Consider the following 16207-nt stretch of genomic DNA (forward strand, 5'->3'; position numbering starts at 1 on the left):
TGGCACGAAGGTGGCGTGGCGAGAACACGCTGTTGGAGAGCTTCGATGAAAATTACGATTCTACCTGTACTCGCGGCTGGAACGATGCTGCTCGGCGGATGCGCGGCTGGCTTAGGCGGTGGCGGCCTTTTCGGCGATATCCTCGGCGGCAATGTGCGGAACGACAAAGACCGGTTCGAAAGGGCCGCTGCCAATGCCTGTGGACGTGAGGCGTCCCGTTATGGCCGCGTCGCTATTTCCGAGGTCAGGCAGACCAGCCGCGAAATCGTCCGTGTCGATGGCCGGGTCCAGACGCGCGATCGTTACGAGCGGCGCTTCAGTTGCATCTTTCGCAGCGATGGCCGGATCGTCGATTTCCGGATCGACTGATCAGGCAGAGCTGCTTGCTCCCGACGCAGGCGGCTGCGGAAACCTGAATTATTGCCCCAGCAGCCGCTCTGCGACTTGCCTGACTTCCGCTCCGATGTCGCTGCGTTCGAGTGAAAGGGCCAGGGTGGCCTCGACATAGCCGGCCTTGTTGCCGCAGTCATAGCGCGCTCCGGCGAAAGTCACGGCGTTGAACGGCTGGCTGCCGATCATCCTGGCCATGGCGTCGGTCAACTGGATTTCGCCGCCCGCCCCTTTTTCGTGGCTCTGCAGGGTTTTCATCACTTCGGGCTGGAGAATATACCGGCCGGACACGATCTTGTTTGAAGGAGCATTCTCGATGGCGGGTTTCTCGACCAGCCCGCGCACCTCGGTCAGCGCTCCGTCCTCTGCGCCGGGATCGATCACCCCGTAATTCGGCACCTCGTCATCGGGAACTTCGATGACGCTGATCAGATTGCCTCCGGTGCGGGCATAGGCATCGACCATCTGCCTCATGCATCCCGGGGCACCCCACATCAATTCGTCGGGCAGCAGGACCGCGAAGGGTTCGTCGCCGACGATATCCCGCGCGCACCAGACGGCATGGCCCAGGCCCAGCGGCTCCTGCTGCCTGACATAGGCGCAATTGCCCGGCATCAGCCGCGTTCCTTCCAGCAGCGACATGTCCTTGCCCCGTTCCGCCATCGTCGCTTCCAGCTCATAGGCGATATCGAAATGATCCTCGATCGAGGATTTGCCGCGCCCGGTCACGAAGATCATCTGTTCGATGCCGGCTTCGCGTGCCTCGTCCACCGCATATTGGATCAGCGGGCGGTCGATGATCGGCATCATCTCCTTCGGGATGGCCTTGGTCGCGGGGAGGAAGCGGGTGCCGAGTCCGGCAACGGGGAAGACGGCTTTCTTGATCGGTCGATGCTGGGTCATGGGGCGTGGGTGATAGGGAAGTTGCGCGGCACGTCAATCGGCGTGGGTTGAAGGTGGCAGGTTTTTTGCCTCCGCCGCTTGCCCCTTGCAGCATACAGTCTACACGGTGGCGCGATGGACAAGATCATCATTCGTGGCGGCAAGAGGCTGTCCGGCACCATCCCCATCTCCGGCGCCAAGAACGCCGCGCTGACGCTGATTCCCTGCGCCTTGCTGACGGAGGAACCGCTGACCCTGCGAAACCTGCCGCGCCTCGCCGATATCGACGGCTTCCAGCATCTGATGACGCAATTCGGTGCGTCCACCACGGTGGCGGGCAAACGGCCGGAGGATTTCGGCCGCGTCGTCACGATGGAGGCGCCGCGGCTTACCTCCACCGTCGCGCCTTACGATCTGGTGCGCAAGATGCGCGCATCCATCCTGGTGCTCGGCCCCCTGCTGGCGCGCGCGGGCGAGGCGACCGTGTCGCTGCCCGGCGGCTGCGCCATCGGCAACCGCCCCATCGACCTGCATCTAAAGGTGCTGGAAGCGCTCGGCGCCGACATCGAACTGGCGCAGGGCTATGTCAGGGCCGCCGCGCCCGATGGCGGCCTGCCGGGCGGCGATTTCACCTTTCCGGTTGTTTCGGTCGGGGCGACGGAGAACGCCCTCATGACGGCGGTATTGGCGAATGGCACGAGCCGCCTGTCCAACGCCGCCCGCGAACCCGAGATCGTCGATCTGTGCAACCTGCTGGTCGCCATGGGTGCCGAGATCGAGGACATTGGTTCCGGCGATCTGACCGTTCACGGCGTCAAGCGGCTGTTCGGCACGACCTACAAGGTCATGCCCGACCGGATCGAGGCCGGTTCCTACGCCTGCGCCGCAGCGATCACCGGCGGCGACGTGCTGCTCGACGGCGCGAAGGAGAGCGACATGGCGGCAACCCTGCACGCGTTGCGGAACATCGGCGTTGCCTGCGAGGTGGAGAAAACCGGCATTCGCGTTACAGCCGATGGGCCGTTGAAGCCCGTGAACCTGTCCACCGCGCCCTATCCCGGGCTTGCCACCGACATGCAGGCGCAATTGATGGCGCTGCTCTGCCGTGCGGAAGGCACCAGCGTGCTGACTGAAACCATATTCGAAAACCGTTACATGCATGTGCCCGAACTGGCGCGCATGGGCGCGCATATCGAGACGTCGGGGCGAACGGCCATCGTGCATGGCGTGGACCGGATGACCGGTGCCGAGGTCATGGCCACCGATCTGCGCGCATCGATGAGCCTGATCATTGCCGGACTGGCGGCCGACGGAGAAACGCAGGTGCGGCGCATTTACCATCTCGACCGCGGTTACGAGCGGCTGGAGGAAAAGCTGGCGCAGGCAGGCGCGGATATCGAACGGATCGGCGACGAATAAGGCATTTTGCCGAACTACCCGGACCCTTTGCCCGCTTGCTGCGTTTTATTGGCAAGAAAGGCAGGTATATCATGGGACTGTTGAAAATGGCCGCGCTGGGAACCCTCGGCTATGCGGGATATAAATATTATACGAAAAACAAGAATCCGGACAATGCGGCGTTTGCCGCCGGTCAGCCGGGCAACACCAATGTGTCGCAGGTGCGGGACGCCGGGCCAGGGGCCATGCGTGACGGGGCCGCCACGAATTGGACGCGTACGGACGAAGCGAGCGATGAGAGCTTCCCCGCAAGCGACCCGCCGGCGACTTACTGACCCGGTCGAAATTGACGAAAAAGGGGCGCTTCATCATTTGGTGGAGCGCCCCTTTTCTCGTGTGCTGTCCAGAGATCCGGCAACGCAATATGCTAATCATACGATCAGCAGGGGCTTACGTAAAAATTTGCCAGATAACGGTGCCTGCTAATCGCGATCGGGTCCTAGCATGGCTTCCGGCCTGACGATCCGGTCGTAATCTTCTCCCGAAACGTCCCCGCTGGCGGTTGCGGCGTCTCGCAGCGTCTGCCCCTTTTCATGTGCCGATTTGGCAATTGCCGCCGCCTTGTCGTAACCGATGGAGGGGGCGAGGGCCGTGACCAGCATCAGCGAATTCTCTACGCCGCGGGCGATGTTTTCGGTCCTCGGCTCCAGACCGGCCATCAGATTGGCGGTGAAACTTGCCACCGCATCGGCCAGCAGGCGAGTGCTTTGCAGGAAATTATATCCGATGACGGGGCGATAGACGTTCAGTTCGAACTGCCCCTGGCTATCGGCGAAAGTGATCGCGGCTTGATTGCCGAAGACCTGCGTACAGACCTGGGTCAGCGCCTCGACCTGCGTCGGATTGACCTTGCCCGGCATGATGGAGGACCCAGGCTCGTTCGCGGGCAGGGACAACTCGCCAAGGCCCGACCGGGGGCCGGAGCCCAGCAGACGGATATCGTTGGCGATCTTGTAAAGCCCGGCTGCCAGCGTGTTCAGGGTGCCATGCGCGAATAGCAACGCATCCTGTGAAGCAAGCGCGGCGAATTTGTTGGGCGCGGTGACGAAGGGCAGGTCGGTATCTTCCGCAATTGCGGCGGCGAATTCGCCGGCGAACCCCTTGGGCGCATTCAGCCCCGTGCCTACCGCAGTTCCGCCTTGCGCCAGTCGATACAGCCCCGGCAGGCCAGCCTCAATCCGCTCGATCCCTGCAGAAATCTGCGCCGCATAGCCGGAAAACTCCTGGCCCAGCGTCAGCGGGGTCGCATCCTGCGTATGGGTGCGGCCGATCTTGACGATGTGATCCCATTCTTTCGCCTTTGCCGCCAGATCGGCGTGGAGCACTTGCAGGGCGGGGAGCAGATCGCGCGTCAGGCCCAGCACCGCCGCGATATGAATTGCCGTCGGGAAAGTGTCGTTGGACGATTGGCTCATGTTGACATGATCGTTGGGGTGGATGGGGCTCTTCGTACCCGCCTCGCGCCCGAGTGCGATATTCGCCCGATTGGCGATCACCTCATTCGCATTCATGTTGCTCTGGGTGCCGGACCCCGTCTGCCAGACGACAAGCGGGAAATGCTGGTCGAGCGTTCCATCCGCAACCTCGCCCGCTGCGTGGACGATCGCCTGCGCCAGCCTGTTGTCCAGCAGCCCCAGATGGTTGTTGGTGCGCGCTGCCGCCCGTTTGACGCGGCCGAGCGCATGGACGATGCCGCGCGGCATGGTTTCGTCGCCGATCCTGAAATTCTCGAGGCTGCGCTGTGTCTGTGCGCCCCAAAGGCGGTCGGCAGGGACCTGCACCTCGCCCATCGTGTCGGTTTCGCTGCGCGTTTCGGCCATATTGCGTCTCGTAGATGATGAACGGATGTCTGGCTAAACGGGTGAGGTGTGGCCGATGTTCCGTCAATTCTCCCGGCGCGTGACAAGCCAGATACGTAGCGCCCCGGCTAGCCCCGGAGGGGTTTCGGCGTTCAGCCGTTCGGCATCGATCCGGGCGACGAGCGCATTCAACGGGATCTGCGATTCGGATGCTGCCTGGCGGAGCATGTCCCAGAAAATCGGTTCAAGGCTGATGGAGGTCTTGTGGCCCGCGATCTCGACCGAGCGTTTGACGGGCGGGTGATAATGTCTGCTCACCGGACCTGACTGGTTAGGCGTGAAGGGCGCGCCGCTGCCGGCGCGCCCTTGCAAATCGTCTTATTCGAAATCCGACATTTCGATCCGGACCCGGCGATTGAGCGGTTCCCTCACCCCGTCTCCGGTTTCCACCAGCGGGGGCGTCTCCCCTTCTGCCTCGACGTCGACCTGTGCCGAATTCACGCCATTGGCGACGAGATACTGCCGCGCCTGCTCGGCACGCTGTTCGGACAACTGGCGGTTGTAGGGCACCGGACCTGCGCGATCGGCGAAGCCGGTAAGGGTAAAGCCTTCGGCCACGGCTTCAGGACGATTCGCGATCAGATAGTCGAGAATGGCCTGCGCTCCGCTGGTCAATTCAGCCGAATCAAAGGCATAATACACTCGCGGCGTCGCATCAGGATTGGCCTGCAGCCGTTCGAGCATGCGCTGGTTCGCCTGTTCGACCGTCTCGGCAGTCAGGGCCATGCCGGTTCCTGCCGCTTCCGCAGTGTCCGTATCGGTTACGATCGCGGTTTCCTCGGTCGCGGTTCCGACCAGAACCTCGTCCTCGACATCATCGTCGCTGCCGAGAATCCACCAGAGCAACAGCGCCAGCAGCAGCAGCGCGAGCAAGATCCAGAGCCATCCGAAACTCGATTTCTTTTCTACGGGTATTTCTGCCATGTGTTGTTCCCTGTTCCTTGTTTCGTCCAATCGCCTGCGACGGTTCGCAGCAACGGCTCGCTCGGTCATACGATTTTGCCAGTCGATAGGCAATGACTTGCGTCCGGCGATCGGGTCACGGGGGCAGAATGACAGTTCGCCGCCATGGTTCCCGGTGCGTGGAGCCGGCATTAATACATGTGCTGACCGCCATTGATGCTGAGTGTGGAACCGGTGATGAAGCCCGCTTCTTCCGCACACAGGAAGGCCACGCTGCGGGCGACTTCGTTCCGGCTAGGTGCATGCCGTAACGTCATCGATCAGGTGAAAGCAGCATGAGGGGTGGGAACCGGAGCGGCCAGTCCCGATCTGTCCCTATTCGTTTCCGGTCGCTCAGAACCTGAACTGGGTACCCACGTAAACCGCCTTGTCGTCTTCCACCCCGTCGGTAAGCGGCGCGATCCGGTCGCGATCCTGCGACAAGCGGACACCCGCGGTCACGTTCAGATTGGGTGCGAGGCGATAGGCCCCGCCAAGATTGACGCTCTGTTCGCCAAGCCCTTCCAATGTCCGGGGCGCACGGCCGGCGGCGGCATCGTCGCTTTCCAAGGCGATGCGCGTCTGGAAGCGGCCCGGCTTGTCCTGCGTGTTCCTGTCGGTCCGGAACGAGGAAAGGTCGGGCATGCGCGATTCACGAACGCCCGTGGGCAGTTCGATCGGCTTCGCAAAGGTCTGGTAACCGCGCGCCACGCCTAGATTGTAGCGCATGGGCGCGACCGCCAGCGTGGCTCCGGCCGATTTCGCGCCGAGACCTGCAGCCCCGCGTGCGGACCGGATGGCGGTACGTATCGAAATGGCGCGAGCGGTACGATCGTCCACCCGGACGGCGACCGTTACGGCCCGATCGGGCGTATCCAGCGACCCTGCGGGCGTGAACCGCATCGCCTGCCCCTTGTCATTCAGGCTTTGCGCCACGCGGGCGGCAAGTGCGGGATCGACATTTGCCGGCGTGAAAGGCGCAAATTCCGACCCCCCTCGATCCACGAGGCTGACGGAAGGATTGCCGCCGGGCAGCGCAAGGCTGGCGACAGGGATCGTGGCGGCAAGGCCCGCAGCCACGAACAGCACCGGCGCGAAAGCACCGAAACTTTTCGAGGGACGGGAATTTGCCATCATTTTCGCTTGCGGCCCTTCATGTCGAAATTGCGCGGGATGCGCCAATCGTCAGACAACGGAATCGCTGAACGGTTCCTTAAACCTGTCCCGCCTGTCCCACGACTCCGCAGAAACCCGTCGTTCTTGTGCAAAGATTAGGCGCTCGCCTGCCCCGATGCCACAAAATACGAACCGGCTGTCTGCGAATGCCACGAACTGTTGCGATCTGTCCACAAATCGTCCCGCCCCGCCGCCGGTCCGCGCTCGCACGGCCTGCAGGCAGTTTCGCGATTAAGCCGCCATTCAGTGCCCGAAGCTGCAATCTGGCAGCCCCAATCTCTTGCCCGTATGCACCTTCTGGCCGCGCGCCTAGGTGCGAAGGCTTGCCGGGTGCGCCACGCAGTCTATAGAAGCCCGCAACCGGCGAAGCCCTGCGCGGGCACCACTTTGCAATCAGGATCGTCATGAACGCCAATTCCACCTTCCGTTCGATTTCCCGAGGCCCGCTGGTGCGGGCTGCCGTCGCCGCATCGCTGGCCGTCAGCCTTGCCGCCTGCGGCGGTAACGACCGGCCGCGGGCGGACCTTGCCGCGGCGCAGGTGTCCACCATCGGGGTGAACTCCTACCTCTGGCGCGCGGCGCTGGAGGCGGTGAGCTTCGCGCCCCTGCTCCAGGCCGACAGCGCGGGCGGGGTGATCGTGACCGACTGGTATGCCAATCCCGGCAATCCGGGCGAGCGGGTGAAGATGACGGTGTCGATCCTCGACCGCGACCTGCGCGCCGATGCCGTACGTGTCGCCGCCAGCCGCCAGGTGGCACAGGGCGGCGGCTGGGTGGATGCGCCGGTGCAGGCCGCCACCGTGCAGAAGCTGGAGGATATCATTCTGACCAAGGCGCGAACGCTGCGCCGCCAGGCCATCGCCGACTGACATATTGCCGACTGATATCCTGATACGCCCGCTGCGGGCGAGACTTACCCCGGGGGCAACCATGACCGATACGCGTTTCGATCCGTCGCAGGCCGACGGGCGCTGGCAGCGCGCGTGGGACGAGGCGGGCACCTTCACCGCCGATTCCGGCAGTGCGAAGCCGAAAAGCTACGTGCTGGAAATGTTCCCCTATCCTTCGGGGCGCATCCACATCGGCCATGTCCGCAATTACACGATGGGCGACGTGCTGGCCCGCTACAAACGCATGACCGGTCACGAGGTCTTGCATCCGATGGGCTGGGACGCTTTCGGGATGCCGGCGGAAAACGCCGCGATGGAAAAGAACGTCCATCCCGGCGGCTGGACGCGCGAGAATATCGCCAACATGAAGGCGCAACTGAAGCGCATCGGCTTCGCGCTGGACTGGACGCGCGAATTCGCCACCTGCGATCCCGAATATTACGGTCACGAACAGGCGCTGTTCCTCGATCTGCATGCAGCGGGCCTCGTCTATCGCAAGCAGGCGCAGGTGAACTGGGACCCGGTCGACATGACCGTGCTGGCCAATGAACAGGTGATCGACGGCAAGGGCTGGCGGTCGGGTGCCGAGGTCGAGAAGCGCAAGCTGAACCAGTGGTTCCTCAAGATCACCGATTTCGCCGACGACCTGCTGAACGGCCTGGGCGATCTGGAGAACTGGCCCGACAAGGTGCGGCTGATGCAGGAAAACTGGATCGGCAAGAGCCGCGGGCTGGAATTCTCCTTCGATCTTGCGAATGGCGAGCACCTGCCGGTTTATTCGACCCGGCCCGACACGATCTTCGGTGCCAGCTTCGTGGCGGTGGCGGCCGATCATCCATTGGCTCGGCGCGTGGCAGAAGATAATCCCGAGGCGCAGGTTTTCGTCGATCTGTGCAAGCGTGGCGGCACCACGGCAGCGGAGATCGAGGCCGGCGAAAAGCTGGGATACGATACCGGCGTCACTGCGATTCACCCGATGGACAAGTCGCGCCGCCTGCCAGTCTACATCGCCAATTTCGTGCTGATGGATTACGGCACCGGCGCGGTGATGGGCGTGCCCGGCCACGATCAGCGCGATTTCGAATTCGCGACGAAATATGATCTGCCGATCCTGCGCGTCGTCGCGCCCGAGGACACCGATGCCGATGCGCCTTTCGCCGGTGAAGCCGAAGCGGGGGACGGCCGTATTGTGAACTCCGGCAAGCTCGACGGGATGAGCGTCGATGACGCGATCCGCAGCGTGATCGAACAGGCCGAGGCCGAGGGTTGGGGCGAGGGCAAGACCGTATGGCGCCTGCGCGACTGGGGCGTATCGCGCCAGCGTTACTGGGGCACGCCGATACCGTTCATCCATTGCGGCGACGGCGGCGAGGGCACTTGCGGCGTGGTGCCGGTGCCGAAGGATCAACTGCCGATCATCCTGCCCGAGGATGTCGATTTCTCCGTCCCCGGCAATCCGCTGGAACGCCATGGCACCTGGAAGCACGTCGCCTGCCCGCAATGCGGCGGCGAAGCGCTGCGCGAGACCGATACGCTCGACACTTTCGTCGATTCCTCATGGTATTTCCTCCGCTTCGCCAGCCAGCCCGCCGACCGGCCCTTCGACCCGGCGGAAGTCGCGCAATGGCTGCCGGTGGAGCAATATATCGGCGGCGTCGAACATGCGATCCTGCACCTGCTCTATGCCCGTTTCTGGACGCGCGCGCTGAACCGCATTGGCATGATCGACGTGAAGGAACCCTTCGCCTCGCTGTTCACGCAAGGCATGGTGACGCATGAGACCTACAGCCGCAACGGAGGCGGCAAGACCGTCTATTACGCGCCCGATGAGATCAGCCGCGAGGCGAACCGCGCTTTGCTGTCGGCCGATGGCGGCGAGGTCGAGATCGGCCGCGTCATCAAGATGTCGAAATCGAAGAAGAACGTCGTCGACCCTGATGCCATCGTCGCCCGTTATGGCGCCGATGCGGTGCGCTGGTTCATGCTGTCGGACAGCCCGCCCGAACGCGATTTACCATGGTCGGAGGCAGGCATCGAGGGCTGCTGGCGCTTCGTGCAGCGCGCATGGCGGCTTTTCGGGCAGGTGGACGATGATGCGACGGGCGAGGACAAGGCGCTCGACCGCAAGACCCATCAGGCCACTGCCGCGATCGCCGAGGATATCGAGGCGCTGTCCTTCAACAAGGCGGTCGCGCGGCTCTATGAACTGGCCGGCGCGATCGAGAAGGCTGCGCCGTCCGCCAGCCGGACCCAGGCGATCCGCACCATGATCCGCCTGGTTGCGCCGATGATGCCGCATCTGGCCGAAGAGGCATGGGCGATGCATGGCGGCGAAGGGCTGATCGCCGATGCCGCCTGGCCCGAAGTCGATCCCACCATGCTGGTGGAGGACGAGGTCACCGTCGCCGTGCAGGTGAAGGGCAAGCTGCGCGACACGTTAACCGTCGCCAGGGGCATGGCGAAAGAGGAACTGGAGGCACTTGCCCTGGCGAGCGAGAAAGTCCAGCGTAGCCTGAGCGGAGCAGAGGTGAGGAAAGTGATCGTCGTGCCCGACCGGCTGGTGAACATCGTCGCATGACGGTCTCGCGCCGCCATCTGCCGTTTCGGCGCCTGCTGCTGTGCCTCCTTCCGCTCGCCCTTGCCGGATGCGGCCTGCAGCCGATGTATGCGGGCGGGGCCAGCGGCGTGACCGCGCAGGTGCTGCAATCCATCAGCGTGTCGCCAATTCCCGGTCGGGCCGGATATCTGATGCAGGGCGCATTGAACGACAGACTCGGTATTGCCGGTTCGCAGGGCGCCGGTCCGCAGACCGGCACACGCTACAGGCTCGACGTCATTCTGGACGACAATCTCGAAGCCCTAGGCGTGTTGAGCAACGACACGGTCGGGCGCGAAAGACGCAGTCTGCGCGCCCGTTATCGCCTGGTGGATCTGGCTGAAGGCATGGTACTGCTCGACGCGACGGCGGGCAGCGATGCCGGGATCGATGTCGTTTCAAGCGAATATGCGACCATCGCAGCGGAACAGACGGCGCTTGAGAACCTGACACGCGACGTGGCCGACCGGATCGTGACGCGCCTCGCCCTCGTTATCAACCGGCCCGCCGACGCCAGCCGATGAGAGCGCGGAGGCTGCCTGTCCGCGTCCGAACTCCCGCATGAAAGCGACCCAGAGCAATTTTGCCGCCACGGCGCCGCGTGCGGTGGCGCAATGCGGCGTGTTCTTCTTCTGCGGGCCGGACGAGGCAGGTGCCGCCGCCGCCGCGCAGAAGATCGCTTCCCTGCTTCCCGATCCCGGCGAGAGGATCGAATTGTCCGGTGCCGATCTGAAGCGCGAACCCGTGCTGCTGGGTGACGAGGCGCGCTCACGCTCCCTGTTCGGCGGCAACCGCCACATCTACATCCGCAGCAGCGGCGACGAAGCGTATGATGCCGTCGCCAATCTGATCGACGGAACGGGGGATGCCTGCCCCGTCCTGATCGTGGCGACATCGGCCACCGACAAATCGCGTACGGCCAAGCTGCTGGACAAGCGCGGCGATGCGTTGGTGGCCATGTTCTATCCCCCCGATCTGCGATCCCTGACCGCGTCGGTGCGCGAGATCGCCGATAGAGCGGGGCTGCGCCTGAACGGCGACATCGCCGGGGCAATTGCGCGCGGCGCAGGCATGGACGTTCGCCTGGCACGGTCCGAAGTGGAGAAGCTTGCACTGTATCTCGATGCTTCCCCCGCCGCTCCGAAGCAGGCCGATGCAGAAGCATTGCTCGCGATTGGTGCGAAGACGGAAGAGGACGGTTTCATGCCGATCGTCAATGCGGCCCTTTCGGGCGATACTTCGCGCCTGCCGGGTGAACTGCACCGGATGCGGGAGCTCTCCCTCAATCCTGTCGGAGTGCTGCTGGCGGTTGAAAGACGTGCTGCCCAGCTGGCGCAGATCTCCGTGCGGATGGGTGCCGGCGGGTCGATTGCCGCCGCTCTCGAGAGCGAAAGCGCGGCGCGGCGAATCTTCTGGAAGGACAAGGGTGACATCTCCCGCCAGATGACCGCTTGGCACGGCCCGCAGATGGGGAGGCTGGTAAGCCGCCTAGTGGAGCTGCACCGTTCCTTGCTTGCCAACAGCGCATCGGGTGAAATGCTGCTGGCGCAGGGGCTAACCACCATTGCAAGGGCAGCCGCGGCCCAGTCGCGCCGGCGGTGAAGGGCGCGGCCGTCGGGCTGCGTGGCCGAGACGCGCAGAAGCTGTGCCGAACGGGCCAGACGGAAAACTCGCGTTCTGACACAATGACTTGCGGGGCATCCACCCTTGCTTTAGGCAATTTCACCCAGCGTTTCGTGTCGAGTGTCCAATGGCGTCAGGATCATGGGCTTGGTCCGGCGCCGCCAAAAGAAGTCGCAGCCTCGAAGAGAAACCCTATGCATGCCCCGCCAGAGAAGGCGACGACGCCCTCGCTCGTCGTGCGGCCTCTTGCGCCCTCGCTCGAACGTTTCCGCCTGCGCGCTTACCTCTTCATGATGGTCGGCGATATGGCTTGCCTGGTGGCCAGTTTCTTCATGGCGGGAGGCCTCTATCTCGGGAACTGGCCTGATGATTTTGCAAAGCTGCAGGCACAATTGCTTTTGCCTGTGTTCCTGACCATCGCGCTTTATCAGGGTGCCTATTCGATCAAGGCCCTGTCCGATCTCCAACATGCAATCATGCGGCTGCTGCTGGCCCTATCGTGGCGGCGGCCCTGCTCATCTTCATAATTTTCTACGCCAAGTCGACTGCGTTTTTCTCGCGGGCAGTCTTCACGATTGGCCTGTGCTTTTCGGCCATGGCGATGATTGGCTTGCGAGCAGGGCTGGTCCGCTGGATCCATGGACAGTGGGGCCCTTCTGTCCTGAACACGATGCTCATCATGGATGGCGGGCCGCGGATCGATCTGCCCGGCAGTTTCATCATCGATGCGGTCGAACACGGTCTCGATCCTGCAAGGTCCGATCCCGAGATCATGAACCGGCTCGGCCGCTACCATTTCACGCGCGAGTTCGCGGGCGGATGTCTCGTGGCTCCACCCCAGCTTCTCACGCGCCTTGCTTGGGTCGCCGATCAGCAGATCGACTTCGGTAGGTCGGAAATAGGCCGGATCGACTGCGATCAGCACGCGGCCATCATCGAGAGCATGGCCTTTCTCATCGACGCCTTCGCCCCTGAATTCTACAGGGATGCCTGCATCCTCGAATGCCCAGCGGACGAATTCGCGCACCTCAACGGTCTCGCCGGTGGCCAGCACGTAATCGTCCGGTTCGTCCTGCTGCATCATCAGCCACATGCCGCGCACATATTCGCGCGCATGGCCCCAGTCGCGTTTGGCATCCAGATTGCCCAGATAGAGCCTGTCCTGCATTCCGGCGGCAATGGCGGTGGCGGCGCGCGTTACCTTGCGGGTGACGAAGGTCTCCCCGCGCAGGGGGCTTTCATGGTTGAACAGAATGCCGTTGGAAGCATGCATGCCATAGGCTTCGCGGTAATTGACCGTGATCCAGTAGGCATACAGCTTGGCGACCCCATAGGGCGAGCGCGGATAGAAGGGTGTCGTCTCGCTCTGCGGCACTCCCTGCACCAGCCCGTACATCTCGCTGGTCGACGCCTGATAGAAGCGGGTTGCCTTTTCCAGCCCCAGGATCCGAATCGCCTCCAGCAGGCGCAGCGTGCCGACGGCATCGGCATTGGCGGTATATTCGGGAGTTTCGAAAGAGACCGCGACGTGGCTCTGGGCGGCGAGGTTGTAGATTTCGGTCGGGCGGACTTCCTGCATGATGCGGATGAGATTCGTGGCATCGGTCAGATCGCCGTAATGCAGGATGAAATTGCGATTCACCTCATGCGGATCCTGCTAGATATCCTCGATCCTGCCGGTATTGAACGAGGACGAACGCCGCTTGATGCCATGCACCTCGTAGCCCTTGTCCAGCAGCAGGCGCGTGAGATAGGCGCCGTCCTGTCCGGTCACGCCTGTGACAAGCGCGCGCCTGCCTTCTGAAGATCTGGTGCCGCCGGGCATTCCGGTCGCTTCCTTGTGCTGAATAAGCGCATCTCCCTGCACTGTTACAGGAAATTTGCAATTTTTCGCTGTTACGCCAGCATCATACATCCCAGGAATGGTTGGTGACCGCCACGCCCTGACGCGCGAGCGCCGAAGCGATCAGGCGAAATCGGGGTGCCGCGCCCGCAAAGACGGAAACGTCGGGAGTGATTTGTTCGCTGTGAACAGAAGCGGCTCGTCCCGCTGTCAGATCGCAGCCGATCAGGCCGATTCGCTCCGCGCCCTGCATCGCGGCGAACAGAACCGCGGTGAATGCGGACGTGTCGTCGAGTACGGGCATGCTGCGAGAAGGGCCGCCCAGCGTGAAACCTGCCCAATCTGGCTGTACCGGATGATAATGCAGCACCAGCGGCAGCCTGAACGGCCCGATGCGGGTCGGCTGTGTTCGCCATGCGTAGGCATCGGCACGCAACCAGGTGAACAGATCCCGGCCGGCAGGCGTGAAGAAACCCCATTGATCGGGAAAGATCGGTGCAAAGAGCGAGCGCTCCGTACCGAGATCGCGAAACGGCTTCGGCCCGTCGGCCGCGATCAGTTCCCCGATGGGACCGCCATCGGTCGAAAAGAAATAATCCGTGGCATGACCCAGCCTGCGCCGAAGGGCGAAATTGATATAAAGGATCGTGTCGAACGGAGCGAAGAAGTCCGGCGCGACGCGATCGAGGCTGGGGCCGCTGCCGACGACGAGGATGTGTTTGCCCGCGAAATCTCTTCTCCACCTGTCCGGAACCGAACGGCCCACATGCCGCGCGATGGCATCGGCCCCGACGCGGGTTCGCCGGGGGCTGGTGGCCAGCCATCGCAGGTAATTGATGACAGAATGGTTCGGGTGCGGGCCGGGGCGCACGAATTGCCGGGCCAGTGCACCCTGCCGGTTCTCAGGTGGTATGGGCACCGATTATCCGTTCTTTTCCAGCGCATCGGCTGATTTCCCGCTTGTGCGGCAAATTCGCCTGATGATTGTTACATGCTTCAGATCACGGAGATGAGTTCTTAGCTTCACGAGGGATGCAGGCCGGGATGGTTCCGACGCAGTGGTTAAGCCGCATTCGTGCCCTGCACTAGGGGCGGTGCAGAGGGCAAGGGCCAAGAGGACAAGGCGGAATGAAACCCGATACAGAAGCCTGCCAGGTGCCGGTAATCTGCATCGTCAAGGAAGCGGGACAGGAGTTGCTGCACAGGCCCAACCCCGCTTTTCCGGTTATCAGAACTATGCCACCGGATCGCCGCACCGGGCGGCTGACCGGTCAGTCCTGCGGCACCGCGAAGGTGCCGGAAACCCGGCCGCTCCCGGTCTGCTCCACATTGCCGGTCACGCTGGACGACCCCTGTGCATTGCCGTCGATGCTGGAAATGCCGGTCCGCAAATCGATCACCAGCCGACCGCCGTTCAGCGTATCGCTGCCCCGGCGCAGGCGCACGTCGCCGGCCAGCGTGATGATCCGGCGGTTGAAATCATAGACCGCGACATTGCCGCGCGCCGATTCATCGGCACGGGTAATCGTCACGCCCCCCGTCGCAGTGATGCGCTGGATGCTGAGCGATCCGGCATCGCTGTAATTCACCAGCGTGCGTGCGGCACGCAAGTTCAGCCCGGCCTGGCTGATCCGCACGTCGCCCGACAGGATCACGCGGTCCTGCCGGTCCTGCAATTCGATACGGTCGGCGGCAAAATCGACCGGCGCGTTGCTGTCATGCCCGCCGATCCCCTGCGCGCTGGCGTGAATGCCGCCCATGGCGAGCAGCGTCAGGGCGAAGGCCGCGCCGCCATTGCGGAAGGCGCGCGGCAACGCGCCAAGCGGCCGATGAATGGCGGGATGGTTTCCAGTCTTTCTCATCGTCACATCCTCAGCCTTCCGGGGTCCAGAGTCAGGCGGGCATTGCCTTCGAGAACGACAGTGCGCGCCTCGAGATCGGCTCTGATGGAATCGCCCGAGAAACTGCCCGCCGGCACCGCGCCTTCGACGCCGCCGGTGCCGGTCAGGCGCTTGCCGCGCAAGTCGATCGACACGCCGCGCGCCTCCATCCGGTAACCGTCCGCCGCCTCCAGCCGCACCGGGCCGGTGGCATCGACCACGTCGGTGGAGAGATCATAGGCACCGCCGCTGGTCGCCAGCCGGGCCGGGCCTTCGGGCAGCAGGATGCGGGCGACGAGTTCGCGCAGGCGCACGATGCCTTCCGCGCTGGAGCGCTGCACCGCTTCGCCTGCCATCAGGCTGAAGGGGCGGCCCGAATTATCCTTGCCCCGGTACATCGCATCGTCGACGCTGAAACGTTCGTCGATCATCGCCACCTTGGTGCGGTCGAGCAGGAAGCTGACCTCGCCCCGGGGCGAAAGCGGGGTGATGACCATCAGCGCGACCAGCACGCCCACGCCCATCGGCAGGACCGCGCCGAGCAGCCCGATCAGCCGGTCGTGCGTGCCTCCGGGCGCAGCGAATTGCTGCCGCGCACCGCGCAGCCGCTTCGCTTCCTGCGTTTCAATCCGTGCCGTGTGTTCCATCATTATTCCATACGCACGAAT

17 protein-coding genes and 1 pseudogene are annotated in these 16207 nt (G+C 63.5%); 8 read left to right on the forward strand and 10 right to left on the reverse strand.

Annotation, left to right across the window (positions count from 1 at the left end; genetic code table 11):
* Nucleotides 1-45 precede the first annotated feature (45 nt).
* Entirely contained in the window at nt 46-369 is a 324-nt protein-coding gene (locus tag HG250_RS05800; RefSeq protein ID WP_205763537.1) for a hypothetical protein, read from the forward strand.
* Between the two features lie 48 nt (nt 370-417).
* On the opposite strand, the gene galU is transcribed toward HG250_RS05800, so the two are convergent.
* On the reverse strand, nt 418-1293 hold the full coding sequence (gene galU / locus HG250_RS05805; protein ID WP_170003609.1) for a UTP--glucose-1-phosphate uridylyltransferase GalU: 876 nt from the start codon (nt 1291-1293) through the stop codon (nt 418-420).
* A gap of 114 nt (nt 1294-1407) precedes the next feature.
* Here galU and murA point away from each other — a divergent pair, with 114 nt between their 5' ends.
* Nucleotides 1408-2691, forward strand: a complete 1284-nt coding sequence (murA, locus tag HG250_RS05810; RefSeq protein ID WP_170003611.1) for a UDP-N-acetylglucosamine 1-carboxyvinyltransferase — start codon at nt 1408-1410, stop codon at nt 2689-2691.
* 71 nt (nt 2692-2762) lie between these two features.
* Nucleotides 2763-3005, forward strand: coding sequence for a hypothetical protein (locus HG250_RS05815; protein ID WP_170003614.1), 243 nt, complete (start codon nt 2763-2765; stop codon nt 3003-3005).
* 147 nt (nt 3006-3152) lie between these two features.
* On the opposite strand, the gene fumC is transcribed toward HG250_RS05815, so the two are convergent.
* The 5 genes from fumC to HG250_RS05840 form a co-directional block, all read right to left on the reverse strand.
* Entirely contained in the window at nt 3153-4550 is a 1398-nt protein-coding gene (gene fumC / locus HG250_RS05820) for a class II fumarate hydratase (protein ID WP_170003617.1), read from the reverse strand.
* Between the two features lie 63 nt (nt 4551-4613).
* The gene (locus HG250_RS05825; protein ID WP_170003619.1) at nt 4614-4847 is read right to left on the reverse strand and encodes a ribbon-helix-helix domain-containing protein; all 234 of its coding nucleotides are present in this window, start codon (nt 4845-4847) and stop codon (nt 4614-4616) included.
* A 60-nt stretch (nt 4848-4907) separates the two neighbouring features.
* A complete protein-coding gene (locus tag HG250_RS05830) occupies nt 4908-5513 on the reverse strand; it encodes an OmpA family protein (protein ID WP_170003622.1) in 606 nt (201 codons plus the stop codon).
* Nucleotides 5514-5683: 170 nt separating this feature from the next.
* Nucleotides 5684-5809: an SDR family oxidoreductase gene (locus HG250_RS05835; RefSeq protein ID WP_277348071.1), complete on the reverse strand. Its 126-nt coding sequence runs from the start codon at nt 5807-5809 to the stop codon at nt 5684-5686.
* 76 nt (nt 5810-5885) lie between these two features.
* A complete protein-coding gene (locus HG250_RS05840; RefSeq protein ID WP_170003625.1) occupies nt 5886-6668 on the reverse strand; it encodes a hypothetical protein in 783 nt (260 codons plus the stop codon).
* 443 nt (nt 6669-7111) lie between these two features.
* Here HG250_RS05840 and HG250_RS05845 point away from each other — a divergent pair, with 443 nt between their 5' ends.
* The 5 genes from HG250_RS05845 to HG250_RS05865 all read left to right on the forward strand — a co-directional run bounded on the left by HG250_RS05845 (nt 7112) and on the right by HG250_RS05865 (nt 12343).
* On the forward strand, nt 7112-7576 hold the full coding sequence (locus HG250_RS05845; protein ID WP_170003628.1) for a DUF3576 domain-containing protein: 465 nt from the start codon (nt 7112-7114) through the stop codon (nt 7574-7576).
* A gap of 61 nt (nt 7577-7637) precedes the next feature.
* Nucleotides 7638-10175: a leucine--tRNA ligase gene (leuS, locus tag HG250_RS05850; RefSeq protein ID WP_170003630.1), complete on the forward strand. Its 2538-nt coding sequence runs from the start codon at nt 7638-7640 to the stop codon at nt 10173-10175.
* Nucleotides 10172-10717 carry an LPS assembly lipoprotein LptE gene (gene lptE, locus HG250_RS05855; protein ID WP_170003633.1) on the forward strand — a complete coding sequence of 182 codons (546 nt, stop codon included), beginning with the start codon at nt 10172-10174 and terminating at the stop codon, nt 10715-10717. Before leuS ends, lptE begins: the two co-directional genes overlap by 4 nt.
* A 37-nt stretch (nt 10718-10754) precedes the next feature.
* The gene (holA, locus tag HG250_RS05860; RefSeq protein ID WP_170003636.1) at nt 10755-11795 is read left to right on the forward strand and encodes a DNA polymerase III subunit delta; all 1041 of its coding nucleotides are present in this window, start codon (nt 10755-10757) and stop codon (nt 11793-11795) included.
* Entirely contained in the window at nt 11792-12343 is a 552-nt protein-coding gene (locus tag HG250_RS05865) for a hypothetical protein (protein WP_170003639.1), read from the forward strand. Before holA ends, HG250_RS05865 begins: the two co-directional genes overlap by 4 nt.
* Before the next feature lie 254 nt (nt 12344-12597).
* On the opposite strand, the pseudogene gmd reads toward HG250_RS05865, so the two are convergent.
* The 4 genes and pseudogenes from gmd to HG250_RS05885 form a co-directional block, all read right to left on the reverse strand.
* Nucleotides 12598-13641: pseudogene (gene gmd, locus HG250_RS05870) on the reverse strand (GDP-mannose 4,6-dehydratase); the annotation flags it as partial.
* An 82-nt stretch (nt 13642-13723) separates the two neighbouring features.
* Nucleotides 13724-14578 carry a hypothetical protein gene (locus HG250_RS05875; RefSeq protein WP_170003642.1) on the reverse strand — a complete coding sequence of 285 codons (855 nt, stop codon included), beginning with the start codon at nt 14576-14578 and terminating at the stop codon, nt 13724-13726.
* A gap of 352 nt (nt 14579-14930) precedes the next feature.
* Nucleotides 14931-15521 carry an LptA/OstA family protein gene (locus HG250_RS05880; protein ID WP_170003645.1) on the reverse strand — a complete coding sequence of 197 codons (591 nt, stop codon included), beginning with the start codon at nt 15519-15521 and terminating at the stop codon, nt 14931-14933.
* Between the two features lie 2 nt (nt 15522-15523).
* On the reverse strand, nt 15524-16189 hold the full coding sequence (locus tag HG250_RS05885; protein ID WP_170003648.1) for an LPS export ABC transporter periplasmic protein LptC: 666 nt from the start codon (nt 16187-16189) through the stop codon (nt 15524-15526).
* Nucleotides 16190-16207: the final 18 nt, after the last annotated feature.

This window comes from Pseudopontixanthobacter vadosimaris, from assembly GCF_012979275.1.
GTDB lineage: Bacteria > Pseudomonadota > Alphaproteobacteria > Sphingomonadales > Sphingomonadaceae > Pseudopontixanthobacter > Pseudopontixanthobacter vadosimaris.

What these genes read in the sequence shown, in the direction of transcription:
- HG250_RS05800 (WP_205763537.1), top strand. Translation starts at nt 46, where the DNA reads ATGAAAATTACGATTCTACCTGTACTCGCGGCTGGAACGATGCTGCTC.
- galU (WP_170003609.1), bottom strand. Translation starts at nt 1,293, where the DNA reads ATGACCCAGCATCGACCGATCAAGAAAGCCGTCTTCCCCGTTGCCGGA.
- murA (WP_170003611.1), top strand. Translation starts at nt 1,408, where the DNA reads ATGGACAAGATCATCATTCGTGGCGGCAAGAGGCTGTCCGGCACCATC.
- HG250_RS05815 (WP_170003614.1), top strand. Translation starts at nt 2,763, where the DNA reads ATGGGACTGTTGAAAATGGCCGCGCTGGGAACCCTCGGCTATGCGGGA.
- fumC (WP_170003617.1), bottom strand. Translation starts at nt 4,550, where the DNA reads ATGGCCGAAACGCGCAGCGAAACCGACACGATGGGCGAGGTGCAGGTC.
- HG250_RS05830 (WP_170003622.1), bottom strand. Translation starts at nt 5,513, where the DNA reads ATGGCAGAAATACCCGTAGAAAAGAAATCGAGTTTCGGATGGCTCTGG.
- HG250_RS05835 (WP_277348071.1), bottom strand. Translation starts at nt 5,809, where the DNA reads ATGACGTTACGGCATGCACCTAGCCGGAACGAAGTCGCCCGCAGCGTG.
- HG250_RS05840 (WP_170003625.1), bottom strand. Translation starts at nt 6,668, where the DNA reads ATGATGGCAAATTCCCGTCCCTCGAAAAGTTTCGGTGCTTTCGCGCCG.
- HG250_RS05845 (WP_170003628.1), top strand. Translation starts at nt 7,112, where the DNA reads ATGAACGCCAATTCCACCTTCCGTTCGATTTCCCGAGGCCCGCTGGTG.
- leuS (WP_170003630.1), top strand. Translation starts at nt 7,638, where the DNA reads ATGACCGATACGCGTTTCGATCCGTCGCAGGCCGACGGGCGCTGGCAG.
- lptE (WP_170003633.1), top strand. Translation starts at nt 10,172, where the DNA reads ATGACGGTCTCGCGCCGCCATCTGCCGTTTCGGCGCCTGCTGCTGTGC.
- holA (WP_170003636.1), top strand. Translation starts at nt 10,755, where the DNA reads ATGAAAGCGACCCAGAGCAATTTTGCCGCCACGGCGCCGCGTGCGGTG.
- HG250_RS05880 (WP_170003645.1), bottom strand. Translation starts at nt 15,521, where the DNA reads ATGAGAAAGACTGGAAACCATCCCGCCATTCATCGGCCGCTTGGCGCG.
- HG250_RS05885 (WP_170003648.1), bottom strand. Translation starts at nt 16,189, where the DNA reads ATGATGGAACACACGGCACGGATTGAAACGCAGGAAGCGAAGCGGCTG.